The sequence below is a fragment of the Alteromonas naphthalenivorans genome, assembly GCF_000213655.1.
In the GTDB taxonomy this organism is placed as follows: domain Bacteria; phylum Pseudomonadota; class Gammaproteobacteria; order Enterobacterales; family Alteromonadaceae; genus Alteromonas; species Alteromonas naphthalenivorans.
Genome location: NC_015554.1, coordinates 503,912 through 526,229, shown reverse-complemented (window position 1 = coordinate 526,229; position 22,318 = coordinate 503,912). Strand labels below are relative to the sequence as shown.

Annotated in this window: 19 protein-coding genes; 1 reads left to right on the top strand and 18 read right to left on the bottom strand. The window is 46.0% G+C overall.

The features are described from left to right. Positions 1-40 precede the first annotated feature (40 nt). The 18 genes from AMBT_RS02220 to AMBT_RS02135 form a co-directional block, all read right to left on the bottom strand. Positions 41-919 (bottom strand): M23 family metallopeptidase, encoded by an 879-nt coding sequence (locus AMBT_RS02220; protein ID WP_013782944.1) that lies wholly within the window; start codon positions 917-919, stop codon positions 41-43. 204 nt (positions 920-1,123) lie between these two features. Then, on the bottom strand, positions 1,124-2,035 hold the full coding sequence (gene lpxC / locus AMBT_RS02215) for a UDP-3-O-acyl-N-acetylglucosamine deacetylase (RefSeq protein WP_013782943.1): 912 nt from the start codon (positions 2,033-2,035) through the stop codon (positions 1,124-1,126). Between the two features lie 236 nt (positions 2,036-2,271). Further along, positions 2,272-3,441 carry a cell division protein FtsZ gene (gene ftsZ, locus AMBT_RS02210; RefSeq protein ID WP_013782942.1) on the bottom strand — a complete coding sequence of 390 codons (1,170 nt, stop codon included), beginning with the start codon at positions 3,439-3,441 and terminating at the stop codon, positions 2,272-2,274. 102 nt (positions 3,442-3,543) lie between these two features. Further along, positions 3,544-4,773, bottom strand: coding sequence for a cell division protein FtsA (gene ftsA, locus AMBT_RS02205; protein WP_013782941.1), 1,230 nt, complete (start codon positions 4,771-4,773; stop codon positions 3,544-3,546). A gap of 7 nt (positions 4,774-4,780) precedes the next feature. Next, on the bottom strand, positions 4,781-5,545 hold the full coding sequence (locus tag AMBT_RS02200; RefSeq protein ID WP_013782940.1) for a cell division protein FtsQ/DivIB: 765 nt from the start codon (positions 5,543-5,545) through the stop codon (positions 4,781-4,783). A 6-nt stretch (positions 5,546-5,551) separates the two neighbouring features. Then, the gene (locus AMBT_RS02195; RefSeq protein WP_013782939.1) at positions 5,552-6,520 is read right to left on the bottom strand and encodes a D-alanine--D-alanine ligase; all 969 of its coding nucleotides are present in this window, start codon (positions 6,518-6,520) and stop codon (positions 5,552-5,554) included. After that, a complete protein-coding gene (murC, locus tag AMBT_RS02190; protein WP_013782938.1) occupies positions 6,517-7,965 on the bottom strand; it encodes a UDP-N-acetylmuramate--L-alanine ligase in 1,449 nt (482 codons plus the stop codon). Before murC ends, AMBT_RS02195 begins: the two co-directional genes overlap by 4 nt. Next, on the bottom strand, positions 7,965-9,053 hold the full coding sequence (gene murG, locus AMBT_RS02185; protein WP_013782937.1) for an undecaprenyldiphospho-muramoylpentapeptide beta-N-acetylglucosaminyltransferase: 1,089 nt from the start codon (positions 9,051-9,053) through the stop codon (positions 7,965-7,967). The genes murC and murG overlap by 1 nt, the downstream gene beginning before the upstream one ends. After that, complete coding sequence (gene ftsW / locus AMBT_RS02180; RefSeq protein WP_049791794.1) at positions 9,046-10,587, bottom strand: cell division protein FtsW; 1,542 nt, start codon at positions 10,585-10,587, stop codon at positions 9,046-9,048. The genes murG and ftsW overlap by 8 nt, the downstream gene beginning before the upstream one ends. Further along, positions 10,587-11,999 (bottom strand): UDP-N-acetylmuramoyl-L-alanine--D-glutamate ligase, encoded by a 1,413-nt coding sequence (murD, locus tag AMBT_RS02175; RefSeq protein ID WP_013782935.1) that lies wholly within the window; start codon positions 11,997-11,999, stop codon positions 10,587-10,589. The genes ftsW and murD overlap by 1 nt, the downstream gene beginning before the upstream one ends. Beyond that, the gene (mraY, locus tag AMBT_RS02170) at positions 11,999-13,081 is read right to left on the bottom strand and encodes a phospho-N-acetylmuramoyl-pentapeptide-transferase (protein ID WP_013782934.1); all 1,083 of its coding nucleotides are present in this window, start codon (positions 13,079-13,081) and stop codon (positions 11,999-12,001) included. The genes murD and mraY overlap by 1 nt, the downstream gene beginning before the upstream one ends. Next, entirely contained in the window at positions 13,075-14,490 is a 1,416-nt protein-coding gene (locus AMBT_RS02165; protein ID WP_013782933.1) for a UDP-N-acetylmuramoyl-tripeptide--D-alanyl-D-alanine ligase, read from the bottom strand. Before AMBT_RS02165 ends, mraY begins: the two co-directional genes overlap by 7 nt. Continuing rightward, complete coding sequence (locus AMBT_RS02160; protein ID WP_013782932.1) at positions 14,487-16,079, bottom strand: UDP-N-acetylmuramoyl-L-alanyl-D-glutamate--2,6-diaminopimelate ligase; 1,593 nt, start codon at positions 16,077-16,079, stop codon at positions 14,487-14,489. The genes AMBT_RS02165 and AMBT_RS02160 overlap by 4 nt, the downstream gene beginning before the upstream one ends. Continuing rightward, entirely contained in the window at positions 16,069-17,844 is a 1,776-nt protein-coding gene (locus tag AMBT_RS02155) for a peptidoglycan glycosyltransferase FtsI (RefSeq protein WP_013782931.1), read from the bottom strand. Before AMBT_RS02155 ends, AMBT_RS02160 begins: the two co-directional genes overlap by 11 nt. Then, positions 17,841-18,176, bottom strand: coding sequence for a cell division protein FtsL (gene ftsL, locus AMBT_RS02150; RefSeq protein WP_013782930.1), 336 nt, complete (start codon positions 18,174-18,176; stop codon positions 17,841-17,843). Before ftsL ends, AMBT_RS02155 begins: the two co-directional genes overlap by 4 nt. Then, on the bottom strand, positions 18,173-19,114 hold the full coding sequence (gene rsmH, locus AMBT_RS02145) for a 16S rRNA (cytosine(1402)-N(4))-methyltransferase RsmH (protein ID WP_013782929.1): 942 nt from the start codon (positions 19,112-19,114) through the stop codon (positions 18,173-18,175). Before rsmH ends, ftsL begins: the two co-directional genes overlap by 4 nt. Further along, a complete protein-coding gene (gene mraZ, locus AMBT_RS02140) occupies positions 19,111-19,569 on the bottom strand; it encodes a division/cell wall cluster transcriptional repressor MraZ (RefSeq protein ID WP_013782928.1) in 459 nt (152 codons plus the stop codon). The genes rsmH and mraZ overlap by 4 nt, the downstream gene beginning before the upstream one ends. Before the next feature lie 356 nt (positions 19,570-19,925). Next, positions 19,926-20,693 (bottom strand): SapC family protein, encoded by a 768-nt coding sequence (locus AMBT_RS02135; protein ID WP_013782927.1) that lies wholly within the window; start codon positions 20,691-20,693, stop codon positions 19,926-19,928. Positions 20,694-21,077: 384 nt separating this feature from the next. Here AMBT_RS02135 and AMBT_RS02130 point away from each other — a divergent pair, with 384 nt between their 5' ends. Further along, the gene (locus AMBT_RS02130; protein ID WP_013782926.1) at positions 21,078-22,292 is read left to right on the top strand and encodes a dipeptidase; all 1,215 of its coding nucleotides are present in this window, start codon (positions 21,078-21,080) and stop codon (positions 22,290-22,292) included. Positions 22,293-22,318: the final 26 nt, after the last annotated feature.

Below are 22,318 nucleotides of genomic sequence, written 5' to 3'. Positions count from 1 at the left end.
TGCGTAAGCTGAACGCTTACTTACCTGGCTGCTGCCGTGTTTATTTTTTATAAACGTATGGCAGAGGATCGATTTGCTTACCGTTTCTTATTACTTCGTAGTGAACATGAACGCCTGTAGAGCGCCCCGTATTACCCATTTTAGCGATAGCTTGACCCTTGGTCACCACGTCGCCTATTGAGACAGTTAACGTTTCATTATGCCCATAACGGGTAATAAAACCATCACCATGTTCTATTTCTACTAGATGCCCGTAACCGCTACGTTCGCCCGCCCAGGTAACAATACCTGCTGCAGTAGCTAAAACGTCATCACCCGCTTTACCCGCGAAATCTAAGCCTTTATGCATGGCTGTTTCACCAGTGAAGGGGTCGGCGCGCATACCATAATAAGATGACAACCATCCCGATGCTATCGGTCGACCAGATAATTGACTCTGCTCATGGATATGGTGACCCCTCACCAAACTTTCAAGCATAGAAAGCTGCTGAGATTTTACGTCGAGAGATTGCTGAAGCTTATTAATCTCGTTGAGTAAGGGATCATCTTGGAGGTTGTCCGGTATCGATACCGGTACGAAAGCGTCCAGGTCAGCCGCTGTCATACCTAATTCTGTTGCTATCTGCTTTCCTTTATCATCGAGCATAGACGCTTGTGCTGAAAGCTCGGCAATATGGGAAATCAAAGTTTGTAATTTAATGGTGGTCTGTTGTTTAAGTGCTTCAACGTCTTGTTGCGTTTCATTCACTTCAGATTGTGCTAGACGAACCCTAGCTACATCTTCAGACACAGATTCTGTGGAACGACTAGACACTAACATAAATATCGACGACAACACGGTCGCGCTCACCAGCGTACGTACACTGATGCTATGACGATAGCGTTTGTTCTTGCCTGATAGCGTTATTGTTAGCTTCATACCACAAATAGGAAATTTCTGTCGTGCTCAGTGAGCTTCTAATACCTGTTTGCTAACAAACAAAGACACGGCTGAAGCCGAGCTGGGAAGTAAAGAAGTTATGGCACATTAATTATAATTATATAGATTGCTTACTTTATCATTGTTTAGTCTAAAAGCTAAACGAAAAAAAGCCGCCATGTAGGCGGCTTCTTGTATACCGGTTTACGCTAATACTGGTTGAGCGTAATGGATAGGTGCTTCGTCTTGAGAATCGTACGTTATAAATTCCCAGCAGTCTTTCTGCGCAAGCACGGCGTTCAATAGTTTGTTGTTTAACCCGTGGCCTGTTTTGTAAGCGCGCAATTCGCCAATAAGGCTATGCCCACCTAAGTACAAATCACCAATAGCATCTAAAATTTTATGCTTTAAAAATTCGTCGTCGTAACGTAAACCTTCGGGGTTCAAAACGCGAAATTCATCAAGAGCAACCGCATTTTCCATGCTGCCGCCTAACGCTAAGTTGTTAGCATTCATGTATTCAAGGTCGCGCATAAAACCGAAGGTACGTGCACGGCTTACTTCGTTCACATAAGAACATGAATCGAAATCCATGGTCATATGCTGACGAGTTTGGCTGATAACTGGGTGATCGAAGTCAATTTGGAAGTCGACACGGAAACCATCATAAGGCACTAGTTCGGCCCACTTATCGCCATCTTCAACGCGAACGGTTTTCTTAATACGGATAAAGCGCTTAAGGGCATTCAACTCTTCTATTCCTGCTGATTGGAGCAAGAATACGAAGGGGCTAGCACTACCATCCATAATAGGCAGCTCGTTGCTATCAACTTCAACAATGATGTTGTCGATACCAAGCCCTGCAAGCGCAGATGCCAAATGTTCAACGGTTTGAATTGTCACGCCGTCTTCATTATTCAAACAGGTACACAGCATGGTATTACCCACTGCGTTTGCACGCGATGGAATATCAACATGAGGTTCAAGGTCAACACGCCTAAACACAATTCCCGTGTTTGCAGGCGCAGGCCGGAGAGTCATTGTGACCTTTTCCCCTTTATGAAGCCCAATTCCGGTTTCTTGCACCGGGTGCTTGATTGTACGTTGTCTAATCATCTGCTTATGCTTTTACCTATAAAAAAAGCGGTCGCGAATTATAGTGACTTACCACTTATTTGTCAAAAAATACGCAATTTGAACCATTCGCGAATCCAAAATTTTACGCGCAAGTAGTCACTCTGGTCACTAACCTGGAAAAATTCCAGTTTAAAACCTACCAGACATATAGTGCCCTTAATACCGTTCTGACAACGGTATTTCAGAAAAATTCACTTCAATTTCAGCGAGGTGAATTAGTCTGCTTGCTTACGCAAAAACGCTGGAATGTCTAGATACTCTAAATCATTACCAGGTTGCGCTTCATCTTCAGCTTTAAGTGCTTGATTGCCTTCAGTACTACCAACTGATGCTGAACGAGGTTCAGACGCTGTTGTGCTACCGTACTCTTTAGCTGGCGTAGTTAAACGCGAACCTTCTGAGCTTACTAGCGAAATATCAGGCTTGCGCTCTGCGCCAATACCGGTTGCAACAACCGTTACGCGAAGCTCATCTGTCATTTCCATGTCGATAACGGTACCTACAACCACTGTCGCATTTTCAGAAGCAAACGCTTTAACAGCATTACCAACAGTTTCGAACTCGTCGATAGCGAAATCTGGGCCGGCTGTGATATTCACAAGAATACCGCGCGCACCTGATAAATCGATATCTTCAAGTAGCGGACTAGCAATGGCTGATTCAGAGGCTTCTTCAGCACGGTCTGGACCACTTGCTGAACCACTGCCCATCATGGCTTTACCCATCTCAGACATTACTGTACGTACGTCGGCGAAATCCACGTTGATCAATCCAGGGCGAGTAATTAGCTCTGCAATCCCCTGAACAGCACCACGTAATACGTCGTTCGCTGCGCTGAACGCTTGAAGTAAAGGCGTACCTGGCCCCATCACTTTTAACAATTTCTCGTTAGGAATAGTGATAAGTGAATCTACGTTGTTAGCCAGTTCAACAATGCCCTGCTCTGCAAACGTAGTACGCTTTTTACCTTCAAATGGGAATGGCTTGGTAACAACAGCCACAGTAAGAATTCCCATTTCGCGAGCAATTTTTGCCACTTCAGGTGCTGCACCAGTACCTGTACCACCACCCATACCAGCGGTGATGAAAACCATATCTGCGCCATCTAATGCTTGGCGAATGGTTTCTCTGTCTTCGTGTGCAGCGTCGCGTCCAATGTTAGGATCGGCGCCTGCGCCTAAACCTTTAGTAACACTTGAACCAATTTGTAAGGTAACGTCAGCATTTGAGCTGCGTAGTACCTGCGCGTCGGTGTTTATCGCAATAAACTCTACGCCTTCAATGCTTTGAGACACCATGTGCTCAACTGCATTTCCGCCGCCGCCACCAACACCGATGACTTTGATTACGGCTTCTTCGCCGTGACTATCCATTAATTCGAACATACTTACTCTCCGGTTGTACGTCTTCTATGCTTCGCTACGACACATAGTCGATTATCTGCATCCTGCCAATCGTGATGCCGTAGCTATAGCGACCCCAAAAAATTAAAATTCACCTTTAAACCAGCTTTGCACGCGATGAAATAAACTCTCACCCGGTTTTTGCTTACTGGACTTCTTATTATCTGCTTGCACTTTGCCGTATTGCAGAAGCCCTACGACGGTTGCAAATCCTGCATCATCAACGTATTCAGATAAGCCTTTAACGTTGATTGGGTTGCCCACTCTCACAGGCATCTGGAAAATTTCCTCGGCAAACTCAACCGCACCTTCCATTTTGGCGGTACCACCAGTTAGCACTAAGCCGGCGGCAATTTGCTCTTCCAGACCACTGGCACGAATTTCATCATGTACCAGTTCAAAAAGTTCTTGGTATCGAGGCTCAATCACTTCAGCTAGCGTATGTCGCGACATGACTCGCGCGGCACGCCCGCCTACACTGGGCACCTCAATACTTTCTTCCATACTGACCATGTCTTTCAGCGCGCAGGCATAATTAACTTTAATCTCTTCTGCGTTGCTAATTGGCGTACGGAAAATCTTAGCGATGTCGCTGGTAATCTGATTACCGGCAACAGGGATAACAGCGGTATGCCTAATGGCACCATCTGTGTAAATAACGATATCCATGGTGCCACCACCAATATCGACTACACACACGCCTAATTCACGTTCATCGTCCGTTAGCACAGCATAACTTGATGCCAATGCTGAAAATATCAATTGGTCGGCGTTTAGTTCGCAGCGCTCAACACACTTCACTAAATTTTTCGCCATATCGTCTGCACAGGTAATAATGTGTGCATCAGCTTCCATTCGTACGCCTGACATGCCAATTGGGTTCTTAATTCCTTCTTGCACATCAATAGTAAATTCTTGTGGTAAAACATGAAGTAACCTGCGTTCAGCTGCAATAGGAACACTACGTGCTGCGTGAATAACGTTATCTACATCTTCTTGGGTTACTTCTTGGTTGTTAATCGGCACCATACCGTTTTCGTTTTGGCATTTTACGTGACGGCCTGAAATAGACATAAACACTGAAGAAACACGACAATCTGCCATGAGCTCCATTTCATTTACCGCACGTTGCACCGACTTAACCACAAGGTTTAAGTCATTTACGCCGCCTTTATCCATGCCTTTCGCAGCATGCGTACCGACACCGACAATACTGATTTGATCGTCGTCTAACAGCTCGCCCACCACAGCCTTTACCTGGCTAGTGCCTATATCTAAGCCTACAATCAAATTACGTTCAGCAGGTTTTGACATGGTTTCCTTAACTCTCTTTGTTTGTTGTATCGCTGTTGCTGTTTTCCCAGCCAACCGCGACACCCGTATCGTAACGAAGATCGATATATTTTACCGTCTTCTCTTGCTGCGCAAGTAAGGGATATACATCGATAAAGCGTTGTAACCTATCGATAAATTCCTTGCGCCCTAAATTCAATTCAATACCATTTTCAAGCTGAACTTGCCATGCGAAGCGCTCGCTCAACGATAATTCTTCAATATTCATAGCAGTAGTGGCCAATAGCGCATGCATGGAGTTATATCCTTCAAGCGCGGTCTTCTCGCTACCACCTGGGCCGTACAACCTTGGTAAGGCTAAATCATGCCCATCGGCGTTAAACGTATCGCCGTAGGGGTTTAGCAACAAATCTTCGTTCCATTTGGCAACGGGTTGCTGCTCAACCAAATATATCTTTAACGTGTTTGGCCATTTTTTGCGTACCGACGCGCGATACACCCATGGCTGCGCTTCTACCAGTTCAAACACTTCATTCACATCTAGAGCAAAAAAACTGCCCGGTTGTGACTTTCTTATTAGGCGTTCTAGCCTAGTAATATTCACATGTTGGTAATCGCCTGAAAAATCGATTACCTGAACAGGCATTTGCTGTTCATCTTGCATATAGCCGTTGGCCTTAATAGCGCCAAACACTAATGCCGCGATAACAAACAATAAGAAGACTACACCGCCCCACAAAGACGCTCTGTCTTTAGATGGCTTATTGCTTACGGTGCTCGTCTTACTTGTCATTGCGCTTTATGCTCTGCTGTCAGGGTCAAAACTGGTGGCCAATATTGCTAAAACCAGTTCATCAAAACTTAACCCCGCCACTTTGGCCGCTTTAGGCACCAAGCTCTTTTCTGTCATTCCAGGCACCGTATTCGCTTCAAGCAAATAAAAATGCCCATCACCATCTTGCATCACGTCAATGCGACCCCAGCCAGAGCCAGAAATAGAATCGAATGCCTGCGTCGATAGCTGAGCAAGATGTGCTTCTTGCTCGTCAGACAAACCACTTGGACAAAAATACTCTGTGGTATCGTCTTGGTACTTGGCAGCGTAATCATAAAACGTATGTGGAGTAGACATGCGAATAGACGGCAATGCCTGCCCCTGAATTACTGAAACTGTAAACTCAGGGCCTTTAATGTATTGCTCTAACAGGACCTGGTTGTCATAGTTAAAGGCGTCCTGTATGGCATTTTCGAGTTGTTCAGCGCTTGTCACTCTCGCCATGCCAATGCTCGACCCTTCTCGGGCCGGTTTTACCATGACTTCATTCCCCAACTTTTCCATTATAGCGCTGCACTTACCAGCTTCAAAGCGCCTTTTATCAGCAATTTCATATTTAGCAGTAGGTAAGCCAAGGCTTTGCCATACTTGCTTGGTGTGAATTTTGTCCATCGCCAATGCAGAACCTAAAACCGGCGTTCCCGTGTAGGGAATTTTAAGCAGTTGTAGTGCCCCTTGCATTGAACCATCTTCACCACCTCGACCGTGTAACATGATAAGTACTCGGTCGACTTTTTCGCTGATTAAATCAGTAAGTGGTCGCTCTGCCGGATCGAAAGCTATGGCGTTTACATTTTCTCGTAAAAGCGCTGCAAGCACCGCGTTTCCTGAGTTTAGCGACACGTCACGTTCGGCAGAGTCGCCGCCAAACATGACCGCCACTTTTCCAAATTCGGCAGCATCATATTTTTTTACGTTGCTAAAAAGACTCATGCATCGCTCTCCTGATGCAGCACTTTTGGCTCCATCTCACGGCTGGCGAGCAACTTAGCAATTTGACCAATGTTTCCAGCGCCTTGGGTCATCACGATATCGCCCTCTACCAAAATATTGGCAAGAATGGCGGGAAGCGCTTCTTTACCGCCTACGTAAACGGGCTCAATTTGGCCACGTTGACGGATAGAACGACACAAAGATTTACTATCAGCACCTTCAATAGGTTGTTCACTGGCCGGATAAACGTCTAACAATAGCAATACATCTACCGTAGAAAGCACGTTAACAAAGTCTTCGTACAAATCACGAGTACGAGTAAACCGGTGTGGTTGATACACCATCACTAAACGACTCTCGGGCCAATTAGCCCTCGCTGCCGCTATCGTGGCTTTCACTTCTGTAGGGTGATGACCATAATCGTCAACCAAGGTAACATTGCCAACACTGGTTTTAAAATCGCCAAGCACTTCAAACCGACGTCCGATACCACCAAAGCTCGCCAATGCAGTCACTATGGCGTCATCATCAATACCTTCATCCGTTGCCACAGCAATGGCTGCCAACGCATTTAGCACATTGTGGTTACCGGTAAGGTTTAATGTCACCTTCAAAGGCTCACGCTCTGGCCGTATAACGGTGAAATTAGCTTGCCCGAATGACAAGGTAATATCCTGGGCACGTACATCGTTGTGCGCTTCAAAGCCATAAGTAATGATACTGCGGCCAATACGAGGGCTAATCTCTTGTATGTTGGCGTCGTCGCCACACACAATTGCCTGCCCGTAAAATGGCAAATTACTCAAAAACTCAACAAAAGTGTCTTTCACTTTCGAGAAGTCACCGCCATAGGTATCCATATGGTCAGCTTCAATATTCGTAACTACCGACACCATAGGCTGCAAGTGTAAGAACGATGCATCACTTTCATCGGCTTCAGCAATTAAATAACGGCTTCTGCCTAAACGTGCGTTAGTACCCGCACTATTTAACAAGCCGCCAATCACAAACGTGGGGTCGTACTGCGCTTGTGCAAAAATGGTAGAGATCAAACTGGTTGTTGTGGTTTTACCATGGGTTCCTGCCACGGCTATACCATGACGAAAACGCATCAATTCCGCTAACATTTCCGCACGACGTATAATTGGAATACGCTGTTCTCTGGCGGTAATAATCTCTGGGTTAGCTTCGTTAATGGCACTAGAAACCACAATCACATCCATACCATCAACGTTTTCGGCTTTATGACCTATCTTTACGTCTACGCCCAAATCACTAAGGCGCTGAGTCATCGGCCCTGAGTTTATGTCAGAGCCAGCAATGTCGTAACCTTCATTAAGCAGTACTTCAGCAATACCGCCCATACCCGCACCGCCAATGCCGATAAAAAATATTTTCTTCACCCTGCGCATTTGCGGGCTCTCAAATGGGGTCTTAAAAACCATTATTCCCCTACTCCTACTACTGCCATGCAATGGCTTACTACTTGTTCAGTGGCGTGAGTACTGGCGTGTTGCCTTGCTACTTCACCCATTTTTAGGCAATCGCTAGGGTGTGTTACCCAGTGCCGAACCGCCTGCCTTAAATTGTCTTTTAATGCTGACTGCGCAATCATAATGGCTGCGCCATGCTTCACTAACGATTGCGCATTTTTTGTTTGATGATCGTCTACCGCGTGTGGCAGAGGTACAAACAATGCTGCCCTGCCCGCTGCCGCCACTTCCGCAACGGTGAGTGCACCCGCTCTGCAAATCACAAAATCAGCCCACTCGTAGGCCGCTGCCATATCATCAATAAAGTCGCTGACTTCAACGGGATTAGCCGAACCTGCATAAAGCGCTTCTACCGACGCTTTATTGCCTTTCCCACATTGATGGCGAATAGACAAACCGTCCAGCGCCGCGCATGTGGCAGGCACAGTATCATTAAGTACTTTGGCACCCAAACTTCCGCCAACAACCAGAAGGTTAAGTTTACCCTTTACTGTTTCGTCTGAAACTGCTTCTTTAGGGTTAACTTGCCAAATTTCGTCTCGCACAGGGTTGCCAACGGTGTGCACTTTAAAAGCAACCTTAGCAAACTGCGACTTTGCGTCCTCAAACCCGAGTAACACCCGCGTGGCAATATTAGCCAATAACTTATTGGTCATGCCCGCGGCCGCATTTTGCTCGTGAATAACCACGGGAATGCCTAACGATTTGGCAGCAACACCCCCAGGGCCACTGGCGTAACCACCAAACCCAATCACTAAATCTGGCTGCACCCGTTTAATAAGACGGCGAGCCGAAAACAAACTTTTTATTAGTGCTATACCGCCCGATAATTTAGCTTTTAGCCCTTTACCTCGAATACCTTTCACTGGAATAAAGTGAATGGGAATACCATGCTTGGGCACAACGTCGGCTTCCATTCGCTCTGCGGTGCCAAGCCATTCTACTTCCCAACCCGCTGATTGCAGCGCGTGAGCCACGGCTAATCCAGGGAAAACATGCCCCCCAGTACCACCAGCCATAATTAAGCAACGCTTACTCACTCGACGCCTCCTTAGATACACGGGCTAAAATGGCTTTAATGCCGGCTTTGCCTTCGTCTTCAGGAGAAACTGTATTGGATGCTTTTTTTGACCCAGCGTCTTTTGTTTTAGCTACTGGCGCGTCTTCGCTACTCTCATGCATATCAGGAGCGTTCACATCAGATGCTTTCAGGTCAGGGGCTTGGTTGTAATCCGCCTCGGCATCAGCGAACGGTTCAGCATTGGTATGTTTCGTTCTTACTGCCGGCTTAGCCGCTGATTTAGCTGAAGGCTTTGCCTTTGCTTTGCTGGTTCTCTTATTGTCGCCACGTCCTAACGCTTGAACTCCGTCTACGCGAAGTTCAAAATCGATACGCAACAATAAAGCCACCGCCACCGACATAACAATAAGCGATGAACCACCGTAACTAACTAATGGCAGCGTTAACCCTTTAGTAGGCAGAATACCTGCACTTGCACCAATATTCACCGCGGTTTGGAAACTGAACCAAATCCCTACGCTGTAAGCTAAATACCCTTCGAATGGGCGTGATTTCAATAAGGCTTTGTTCCCTATTTGTAACGCACGCACCACCATCCATAATATTAAGCCAAGTACCGCAAGCACACCCACAAAGCCAAGCTCTTCAGCTAAAATGGCCATTACAAAATCGGTATGGGCTTCAGGTAAGAACTCTAACTTTTGTAGGCTATTACCTAAACCTTGGCCAAACCAATTACCTCGGCCATAAGCCATTAGCGATTGGGTAAGCTGATACCCCGCGCCGAATGGGTCGGCCCAAGGATCAAGAAACGAGGTTACCCGCTTCATGCGGTATTCTTCAAACACGATAAGGGCAACAACGGCCAACACGCCCGCAAACACCAACGCAAAGAACTGCCATAAGCGAGCACCCGCTAAAAATAACAGCCCAATGGTGGTGGCAAACATTACTACCACAGTACCCAAATCGGGTTGTAGCAGCAGTAACATGGCTAATGCGAAGAACACCACTAATGGCTTTATAAACCCTTTTAAATTTTCCGTTACTTCTTCATAACGGCGAACTAGGTAGCCGGCCAAGTAAGTGAAGAAGAAAAGCTTGGCAGGCTCAGCCGCTTGAATGGTAATGGGGCCTAGTGCCAACCAACGGGTACTTCCGTTTACGGTACGCCCAACAAGCAGCACTGCCACCAATAGCCCAATCGCCGCTAATAACAGATAAGGGTTTGCCGTGCGCCAAAACTGCATAGGAAGTTCTAGTACCACCATAGCAGCAATAATTGCCCCCACAATGTAAATACCGTGACGAATAGCAAAGTAAAAAGGGTTATCGTGAATTCTCTCAGCAACAGGCATTGAAGCTGATGTCACTATGATAATACCAATCGTCATTAGGGCTAACGCAACAATGATTAAGCCAATATCGTAAGGGCTTTGAAGGTTTTGTTCGTCATGACGAGCCGCAAACAACGCACTTAATTTAGTGTCGGCTTGCGACGTATCTTTTGTTTTTAACGCGCGATTTGCTTGGGGAGCGTTTGCAGTCGTCATCATGATGGCAAACCTCCCGCTTCTTTCATTGCGCCAGCGTCACTTTCAAATTTTACCTTTTCGGTAATATGTGTGACTGCATCAGTAAATACTTGTGCGCGATGCATATAGTTTTTAAACATGTCGATACTGGCACACGCTGGGGATAGCAAGACGATATCGCCGTTACCAGCACGCAAGTTAGCAGCCAATACCGCCTTCTCCATTGAAGCCACTATTGTGGTGTCTCTAAAAACAGCGCTGAATTTTTCTGCGTCTTTGCCTAGCGCAATCACTTCACCAACACTTTCATCTAGCGCTGGTTTTAATGCACTTAAATCTGCACCTTTGCTATCACCACCGGCAATCAGGATAATTTTTCCATTGGTAGTAGGAGCTAGCCCTTGAATAGCAGCGATAGTGGCACCCACGTTGGTAGCCTTTGAATCATCTATCCACTTCACGCCATTAATGTTGGCAATTTCTACGCAGCGGTGCGGCGCTGAAGTGAAGCTAGCCACTGCACGTGCGGCGGTATTAAGCAGGGCTGGTTTATTCAATGAAGTACTAAACGCTTGGCATAATGCCAGCGACGCCATCACGTTAAGCACATTGTGCATGCCTGCCAATCGAATATCGGCGGTATTAAGCAGCGCTTCACCGTTGATGGTTATAACGCCTTCGCGTAAACCAAAGCCGGTATCGCTCATATCAAGGCCATAGGTGATAGTGTTTTCACAGTTTGAGGCTGGCGTAACCTGCTTGTCGCCGCGCCATACTACTGCGGTATGACAATGACTAAAAATACGCTGTTTGGCAGCTGTGTATTGCTGCATATCGCCGTGTCTATCTAAATGGTCATCGCTAATATTCAAAATCGATGCGGCGTTCAACTTCAAGCTAGAAGTCGTTTCAAGCTGAAAACTGGAAAGCTCTAAAACAATGACATCCAAAGAAGAAGACAGAGTTTCAAGCTCTGCCATGGATTCTGGAAGGGTTTCAAGTACTGGGCGCCCTACATTACCCGCCTCACACACCTCGTACCCACAAGCTTTCAGCATATGCGTTGTTAACAAGGTAACCGTGGTTTTACCATTTGAACCAGTTATTCCTATGGTTGGCGTATTGTTAAGACGTGCAAACAATTCCACGTCGCCAATAACTTCAACACCACAGGCTTTTGCTTGTTTTACTTGTTCAATGTTAAGCGGTAAGCCTGGGCTCAGCACTAACGTGTCGACGCCTGCGAAAAAATCACGAGGTAATGTCCCAGTGGTTACGCAGATATTTAATGGTGCTGACACATTGAAAGTATCACGGGTATCAAAGGCTTTAACCTTCGCCCCTTGCTGTTTTAGAAAACGCACGCAAGCCTGACCTGTTACTCCAAGGCCGCCTACCACATAAGAATGTGCACGTACGTTATATGTCATTATCTAAGTTTCAACGTTGCCAGCCCAACAAGGACTAAAATGATAGAAATGATCCAGAAGCGCACAATAACTCGCGGCTCCGGCCAACCTTTTAATTCGTAATGGTGATGAATAGGTGCCATTCTAAAAATACGTTGTCCACGCAACTTAAATGAACCCACTTGCAAAATGACCGATAAGGTTTCTACTACAAACACACCACCCATAATAATCAGTACAATTTCTTGCCGAACTAATACGGCTAGTACGCCCAATGTGCCACCTAATGCCAATGAACCTACATCGCCCATGAAGACTTGTGCTGGATAGGTGTTAAACCACAAAAACCCTAGCCCTGCACCAACAATGGCCGTACACACAATAACCAACTCACTGGTAAGGGGAATATGCGGAATATTAAGGTAATCGGCGAGATTCGCGTTCCCGGTTACATAAGCAAAAATAGCGAAAGCACCTGCCACTAAAATAGTCGGCACGATGGCTAATCCATCAAGGCCGTCGGTTAGGTTTACTGCGTTGCTTGTGCCCACAATGGCAAAGTAAGTAATAATGATAAAAAAGGCGCCTAGTTGCGGAAACACTTCTTTAAAGAAAGGGATAAGCAATGAGGTTTCAGCACTTAATGTGGCACTGCTATATAGGAAGAAAGCTACCCCAATGGCTACCACTGATTGCCAGAAATACTTCCAGCGCGCAATCAAGCCTTTTGAGTCTTTACGGATCACTTTGCGATAGTCATCCACAAACCCGATAATGCCGTACGACACCACTACGGCTAAGGTCACTAAGACGTAGCGGTTACTTAAATCTGCCCACAATAAGACACTCACTACTATAGCCGCTAAAATCAGTAAGCCACCCATAGTAGGTGTACCCGATTTAGATAAATGACTTTGCGGGCCATCATCACGTACAGTTTGTCCTATCTGCATGGTTTGCAAATAACGAATCATTTTAGGGCCAATTAAAATAGCAATCAGCAACGCCGTTAGCGTACTTAAAATCGCTCTTAGGGTAAGGTATGAAAATACGTTAAACCCAGTATCAAATTGTGTCAGCCAGTCAGCTAGCCAAATTAACATGCAATACGCTCCCGACGGCGTTCAAACTTTCCCAGCGAAGAGGCCTCGATCGCCTCTACCACGCGTTCCATACGAGAACTGCGTGAGCCTTTTACTAAAATTGAAATATCTTGTTGTTCTACTTGTAAGTCTTGCTCTAACGCACTCACCAAACTGTCGATGTCAGTAAAATGCTCGCCGTTTTTTCCAGGTGCCGCGTCAAAAACCGCGCTGGCCGACTGACTTAACACACCAAATGAATACAGGTAATCGATACCTTTACTTAGTGCGTAATTACCTACTTGCTCATGATAGAAACGCGCTTTTTCGCCGAGTTCTTTCATGTCGCCCAATATCAAAACATTAATGCCAGAGAAGGTACTTAGTGTATCGATAGCCGCATTCACAGAAGCAACGTTGGCGTTGTAAGTGTCATCAAGCAAACGTACTTGGCTACCTAATGTCTTAACATTCAAGCGCCCTTTCACTTGCTTCATCGCAAGCAAACCGTCGCGTACGTTCTCAAGGGTGGCACCCAATTGCATAGTAAGGGCCGCAGCAACTAGCACATTCCCCACATTATGGATACCCGGAATAATTAATTGAATAGCAGCTTCACCTTCATTGCTACACAACTGAAATGCTGCGCAACCATCAAGACCTACAATGATATCTTCTGCTGTGAAGTCAGCTTCGTTCTTTTGCATTGGCGAGAAAGTTAATACCCGCTTTTGCTTGAGCTTGCCTTGCCAGAAATCGGCAAATTGGCTGTCTACATTAACGATGGCAGTGCCGCTATCGCCTAAGCCTTTAAAGATTTCGCTTTTTGCACGAGCGACACCTAACAAACTCCCAAACCCTTCAAGGTGAGAAGCAGCAGCATTTACAATAGTGGCGACATCAGGCTTAACCAGATTAGTGGTGTACGCAATTTCACCTAGATGGTTTGCACCTAATTCCATCACCGCGTATTCGTGGTGGTGTTCTAGGCGAAGTAAGGTAAGCGGAACCCCAATATCATTGTTGAAATTTCCGTTTGTGGCGAGTACTGAACCGCGACGCTCAAGGATAGCCGCACACATTTCTTTCACGGTAGTTTTACCGCTACTTCCTGTGATAGCGATGGTTTTAGGTGCTATTTCACGTTTTACGGCAGCGCCTAAAAGGCCTAAAGCCAGTTTAGTGTCTTCAACATACACCACAGGAATGGAAACATTCACAGGTTCGCTGGCAATAATTGCGCTCGCCCCTGCATTTTCTGCGCTTTTCGCAAATTCATGGCCGTTAAAATTTTCGCCTTTTAGTGCAAGGTAGACAGAGCCCGAATCTATGGTTCGCGTGTCTGTACTTACCGCACTGACTTCACAATCTTGTCCGTCAAGTTTGCCGTCAATTTGGCTGGCTATCCACGACAGTGTTGTAGTTATCATTTTTTGTACTCCTGCTGTAGTCGCGCCACAACTGTACGTTCGTTATAGTCTGTCTGTTGGGTACCAATAATTTGGTAATCTTCATGGCCTTTACCGGCCACTATAATAATGTCGTTCTCATCTGCACTATCTAAGCAATAGCGAATAGCGCTTTCTCTGTCTGCTTCTTCAACTGCGTCATTAGGGCGTTGCAAGCCCGCCTTAATATCGCTAGCAATACTTTCTGGCGACTCGCTACGACTGTTGTCAGTGGTAATGACAATTACGTCAGCATGCTGTTCAGCCGCCGCGCCCATTAAGGGACGCTTGCCTTTATCGCGATCGCCACCACACCCAAACACGCACCACACTTTGCCGGCAGTATGTGTTTTAGCGCTTTTCAGCACTTGTTCTAACGCGTCTGGCGTGTGCGCATAATCAACAATTACGCTGGCACTACCCCCAACGGGGAACACTTCCATTCTTCCCGGTACAGGTTGCAAACCATTCACTACCCGCACTACATTTTCAAAGCGTTCGCCCTGCGCCAATAAACATGAAATAGCGCTTAGCGTATTGCTCACGTTAAACGAGCCAAACAATGCCAATTCAATAGGTGCTGTGCCCCATGAAGAAACAAGGTCGAATCGAATTCCTGAAGAATGGTATGAAACATTTGTGGCGAAACAATGGCGATCTTGTGGTTGTTTGTGCGTGGCTAAAACATCATCAGTAGGTTCAAACCCTGTCCATACTCGTGTCACTCTCGGCTTACTAATTGCTATTTCTTCTGAGCTTCCATCTTTAGCTGCATTAGCGTCTAAGTAGTCAGCCCAATTCTGGCTTTCACTGTCGTTTACATTCAATACAACAGCTTCAAGGCCAGGTTGATCTAACAACAAACGTTTTGCCTTAGCGTACTCTTCCATGGTGCCGTGATAATCAAGATGGTCTCGCGTTAAGTTGGTGAATACTGCAATATCCGTTTTCACTTGGCTTAACCGGCCTTGCACTAATGCATGAGAGCTGGCTTCAAACGCCGTATGTCGCACTTCGCATTGCACAAACTCTGCCAACACGTACTGCAAACGAATAGCATTAGGGGTGGTATTAGCCGCGGCGGTCGTAACCCATTGGGTATTTTCACCTTCATATACGCTACTGCCAAGAGTGCCAACGCTTGCACTGCGCGTACCTAGCGCATCTTTTAACTGGGTAAGCAATTGAACTGTCGAGGTTTTTCCGTTAGTTCCCGTTACCGCCACTGTCATCATTTTCAAAGCGGGGTAATCGTAAAATGCAGCCGCCAATGCCGATAGCATGCTAGGTAATTGATATAGCGAAATAATTACCGAATGGTCGCGCATTTCCATTTGGCCATGGGCTTGACTGTCGTCAGTTTGCGCCAGAATGACACGCGCGCCTAAACTAATTGCCTGTGGTATGAAATCTCTTCCGTCACGCTCATGACCTTTAACCGCTACAAATGCTGTTTTTGTGTTCACATCACGGCTATCTAAAGTTAGGCCTTCAATACGAATATCTGGCGCGTCTATGCCAAACTTTGCTAACAGCGCACGCGTACTTTGAATAAAGGAATTAACTACCACTGTTGCCTCCTTTCAGCCATGCGCCTGACGTCACGTGCTTGTCATCGGGAGTTACATTTAACATGTGTAAAGCACCGCCCATGATTGACGAAAACACAGGTGCTGCAGTGTCACCGGCGTGATACAAATCACCACCAGGCTCGTTAATAAGCACAATAGTGACAAGTCTTGGGTCGGAAACAGGGGCAATACCAGCAAAGATATTCACATACTCTTCGCCATAACCACCTGCCACAGCCTTACGACTGGTACCTGTTTTTCCTGCCACACGGTAACCTGGAACGGCCGCTTTTTTCGCTGTACCGCCTCGCTGGGTTACGCTTTCCATCATTTGGACTATGGCTTTTGCATTCTCTTCACTGATAACCCGTTCAGGCTGACCTTGCCATCCGGTTTGCTGTGGCGACTTAATAATATTCAGTGGCTGCTTGATACCGCCATTCGCCAATGTGGCGTATAACCGCCCAAGTTGCGCAGTGGTTACCGATATCCCATAGCCAAATGACAAGGTGGCAAGTTCGAATTCAGACCAACGGCTTCGGTCGTAGAAGATACCACTGCTTTCACCGGCCATATTTAGGCCCGTATCTGACATCAACCCAATGTTGTAATAGGTGTCGAGTAGAAATTGCTTAGGCACAGACAGCGCTAATTTCGAAGTACCCATATTGCTTGAATGCTGAATAATTTCTTCAAGGGTAAGCTCGCCATAGTTACGCGAGTCTTTAACTAAGCTTCCGCCTAGGCGCATCCAACCAGGGTTGGTATCTACGACATCCTCCGCTCCTACTTCACCAAATTCCATAGCAGTTAGTACCGCTAACGGCTTTAACGCAGAGCCTGGCTCGAATGCATCCGTAATGACGCGGTTACGCATGCGGTGGGGTGAAATATTACTGCGATCGTTAGGGTTAAAAGACGGCGCATTTACCATGGCCAGTACATCGCCCGTTTTTACATCAATCACCACTGCCGAGGCAGAACTGGATTGATAGTAAATCATGGCTTCTTTAATTTCTTTGTACGCTAACGCTTGAATACGTTGGTCGATAGTCAGTTGCAGATTACCCGCATCCTCACCCGTGGTGGTTTCTAAAATCTCTACCTGACGACCTTTGGCATCTCGACGAATTTTGCGGGAACCTGGCGTACCAGTAAGCCACTCATCGTACATACGCTCTAGGCCTTCAACACCTGTATCATCAACATCGGTAACACCGATTAATTGAGCCGACACTTCACCGGTAGGATAATAACGACGACTTTCGCGGCGTAAGTAAATACCTGGAATATCAAGTTTATCAACATACTCGGCCATGGCAGGAGACACTTGACGCTGCAAGTACACAAAACGGCGTTTAGGATTGCTCACTTTTTCTTGTAAGCTATCTACCGACTGGCCTAGTACGTCGGCCAGTGCTTGCCAACGACGTGGCTCAGCAAGGCCATCGTTCTCATGAATAATTTTAGGATCGGCATAAATGGCTCGAACCGGCACGCTAACGGCTAGCTCAACCCCATTTCTGTCTGTGACCAGTCCGCGATAGGTAGGCATGTTGCGCGTACGCAAGGTACGGCTATCGCCTTGTTGGATAAGTTCATCAGGCTCAATAACTTGAATAAACGCCGCGCGGGCAGCCAGTGCCGCAAAAACCGAGATAACCACGATAAGCACAACCACAAAGCGCCAGTGCACCAAGCTTGGTGTGACGTTTTGTTTTGCTCCGCTCGCTTTGCGGCTACGTTTAACGGTAGACGTGGTCATTTAAGCCTCACTACCACTTCGTCATCGGCTGTAGGACGGTACATATCAAGTTGCTTTTCAACCAAGGTTTCAATGCGGTTATGTTCGGTAAGCGCACGTTGTTCTAGCACTAAGTTGCGCCATTCAACATCGAGCTCATCTTTCTGTTGCATCAGGTCTTCAAGGGCAATAACTTGCTGACGATTTTGGTGGCTACCAAGAATAACCGCCATGCCACTAAGCAGAACCGCTAAATACAACAAAACCCGCAACTTGTTGCGGGTTAAATCTGACACAATAATCAGCAGTAAACTGAAGTTTGTATTTGCCCTATCAGGCTTACCTAACGTCATAGCTTTTCGGCCACCCTTAACACGGAACTGCGTGAGCGAACGTTGTTCGCAATCTCCAATTCAGAGGGTTTTATGGCACGGCTTAACGCTTTTAATACTTTATCGGCATCTATTTCAGCTTGGGTTATGGGCAAATTATGCGGTACTGATTTGCCTTTGCTTTGGTCTTTTATAAAGCGTTTTACGAGTCGGTCTTCCAAAGAATGAAACGAAATAACCGCCAAGCGTCCTTCTTTTGCTAACACTTGAGTCGCTGCTTTTAGGCCTGTTCGCAACTGCTCTAGCTCAGCATTAATGTAAATTCGGATACCTTGGAATGCACGTGTAGCTGGGTGTTTAAACTTATCTTTTACTGGTACGGCTTCATCAATAAGTGCGGCTAACTGAGCAGTACGGGTAATAGGCGTGGTTTCGCGAGTATTTACAATGGCGTGCGCAATCCGTTTACCAAACTTCTCTTCACCAAACTCTTTAATTACTTGGGTAATGTCTTGTTCTTCAGCGCGGGCTAGCCAATCGGCTGCACTTTCACCGCGTGAGGTGTCCATACGCATATCTAGCGGGCCGTCGCGAAGGAAACTAAAACCACGTTCGGCATCATCAAGTTGAGGAGACGAAACACCCAAGTCCATTAATACGCCGTCAATCTTTCCGGTTAAACCCAAGGCTTCAATTTCTTCGGCCATGTCGCCAAAAGGAGAATGAATAATACGGAAGCGGCTGTCATCGGCAAAACGCTTAGCCGCTTCTATAGCCTGTGGGTCGCGATCAAACGCGATTAGGGTACCATCGCTACCTAACGCATCAAGAATATGCGCAGAATGGCCTCCACGGCCAAATGTGGCATCAATATAAATACCGTTGGGTTTAATAGCTAGTGCTTCTATACACTCGTCGAGAAGTACAGAAACATGTTTGAATTCGCTAGATTGGCTCATAAGGAAAAGTCCTGTAAACGTTCGGTGAGTTCAAATTCGCCTTTGCGTTCGGTATCCATATCAAGCTCAACTTGTTCTGCCCATACTTCGGCATCCCAAATTTCAAACTTATTCAACTGACCAACTAACATGACTTCTTTTGATAGGTGAGCATGAATGCGTAGCGGAGTAGGAAGCAGAATTCGTCCGCTTTTGTCCATTTCACCTTCTGTAGCATGACCGAGTAATAAACGCTGCATGCGTCTTTCTGCCGGAATCATGCTTGAGAACTTAATGAGTTTAAGCTCAATTTCTTCCCATTCGGGAAGTGGGTAAAGCAGCAAACAACTTTGCTGTGTATCGACCGTACAGACCAGCTGTCCATTACAATCATCCAGCAGCGACTGCCGATACTTTGTCGGTATCGCTAGTCTGCCTTTTGTGTCCAGATTGATTGCATTAGCGCCGCGGAACATTCCCCTAGCCTTCTATATTTTGCTCTTGGTTTTCTTGTTTTTTGAGTACTGATCTGCAAAACAATGATGGTTCGATCCACTATTCGCCACATTTACCCACTGATTGACAGTTTAGGTATCAATGATCCCCACTGTCAAGCTAAAAAGCATAGTGAAGGCCACGTATTTACTGGCTTTGAACTGTGTGTATATACAGTGTTTTGGCGAAGTAGTTGATAACCCCTAAGAAAAGAGGGGCAAAATAAAAAGGGGGTGGGGAAAGTAAAGATGATAAATACGAAAAAACCGATACTCGTTTCCCAGTATCGGTTTATTGTCTAGCTTAGCGCTTTAATCACCCTAGTGGATGATAATACCTATGCGCTTGGCGCTTCAGCTTGTGCTTCTTCAGGCTTAACCACTGACAATTGCATGCTGCGAATTGGGTTGTCTGTACCATTTGAAAGCTCAACTAAACGGTTCAATTGGCCTGCTGACATCATTACCGCGTACATAGCGCCTAAGAAACCAGACTTATGAAGCTCAGTCACTTTCTCTTCTGGCAACTCAAGTACTTTCTTTTCGTTAATACTTAGCATGCCAGTAACGTTACGTTGTTGGCCGCTTTGGTAAGTAAGACGAATTTGAAGTGGGTCTAGCAGGTCTAGGTCAACAACTTGTTGAACAAAACGCTGAGTCATCATTTCGCTGTTAGCAAGGTCAGCTAGAAACTGCTGACGGTTTTGCAAGAATTCCGTTGGCTCACCAGCGTCAGTAAATAAGGCTTCGCCTTCCTCACCGATTAGGTCGCTGTTTTCATCAATGTATACGCCTAGCTTCTCGCCATCAGGGCGAACATCAAAAGGGTAACGAAGAATGTTCATTGGAACGTGAGGGCCCTGCCATTTGTCGCCAGTAAGAAACAGGTTTTTGTTCTGTTCCATGCCAAGCATTGCAACAACATGGTGGCGTTTAGCATTAGCATCTTCAATAAATACTAGCGGCATAGTGGCAGCCAATTGAGCAAACTCACGAATAGTGGCTGCAGCAAGGTGCGTATCTTTCGCAAACTTAAAGGTATTGCTAACCGCGACTTTTAAGTCTTTGTGTTTTTCTTTATCTAGCGGTACAAAATTAATAGCCATTTTACTTTCTCATACTTGTCTACTGTGGCCCCTGTAAAATAACTGAGAAGTGAGGGGTGCCACGAAAAATTATGTAGGCCGCGCGGATGAACTCACTCTCATCCTATTCGGCGACGCGCTCGGGAGTATCCCGCATTCGCGTTATGAAGTCACGCGTCAACACAATAACAAGTTTTAAATTTTTATTGCAATGTAAAATTAAAGTGAATGGTAGTAACCGCTCTAAAAACGCACAATTTTACTGTTTTTAGGGGCTTTGAGAATAAAAAAGCCCGAAATAAAAGGAAATCAGAAGAAATAAAAGATTAAGGCGTTCGGGCCATTGTAGGCATGAAGGTTTTCTTTTAGTCTTTTGTCTTACAACAACGATAAGGAAAAACAAAAATGAAGGGCTTCTTCCCGCTAAAATCTTGTGCACTCGCGATCTCCACTTTACTTTGCGCGCAGGCTGTTGCTGCCGATGTCCCCACTTATGCCGCAAGCGAAAAAGCGGTAAAAATAGCCCAAGAAACGATTATTGTTGATGGCCATATTGATGTGCCTTATCGGGTTAAAAATGCATGGGTAGATGTCACCAAAGCCACAGAAGGCGGAGACTTTGATTATCCTCGCGCGGTCAAAGGCGGTTTAAATGTCCCTTTCATGTCAATTTACGTACCTGCGAGTTTAGATAATTCACCGGAATCTACCCAGCTTGCTCATCTGCTTATTGATTCTGTGGAAGCCATTGTGGCGCGAGCCCCTGATAAATTTGCCATTGCCAAAAGCCCGTCAGACGTAAAAGCCCAGTTCGAGAAAGGCATTATTTCATTACCCATGGGGATGGAAAATGGCTCTCCACTTCAAGGCGATTTAGCTAATTTAGAAGCGTTTCACGAACGTGGCATTCGCTACATTACACTTGCGCACAGTCAGTCGAATCATATTTCAGATTCGTCATACGATTTGCGCCGTCAGTGGAACGGGTTAAGCCCGTTTGGTAAAACACTGGTTACTGAGATGAACAACATCGGCATCATGCTCGATATTTCTCATGTATCTGACGATGCCTTTTATCAAGTTATTGAGCTGACCAAGGTCCCTGTCATTGCGTCTCACTCATCGCTTCGCCGCTTTACACCTGGCTTCGAGCGTAATATGAATGACGAAATGGTTAAAGCGCTTGGCGATAATGGCGGCGTTATCATGATCAACTTTGGCTCAAGCTTTGTCACAAAAGAAGCGGGTAAATGGCGTACAGGGTTAACACAAGCGCGCAAAGCATTAATTGCCGCTGAAGGTGAAGATAGCCCGAAACTGGAAGACTTCGAAGCTAACTACCGTAAAGAAGTACCTTACCCTTACTCAACACTTGATGAAGTGCTTGACCACATCGACCATGTGGTAGAGCTGGTTGGTATTGAGCACGTAGGAATTGGTTCTGATTATGACGGCGTAGGTGACTCGTTACCTATCGGCCTGAAAGATGTGGCTAGCTTTCCTAATTTAGTTCAGGGGTTACTGGACAGAGAATACAGCCGTGCAGATATTGAAAAAATCTTGAGCGGAAATTTACTGCGTGTATGGACCCAAGTGGAAGAATACGCCAGCAAGCATTAATCGTTGAAATAAAACAGCCGAACAAA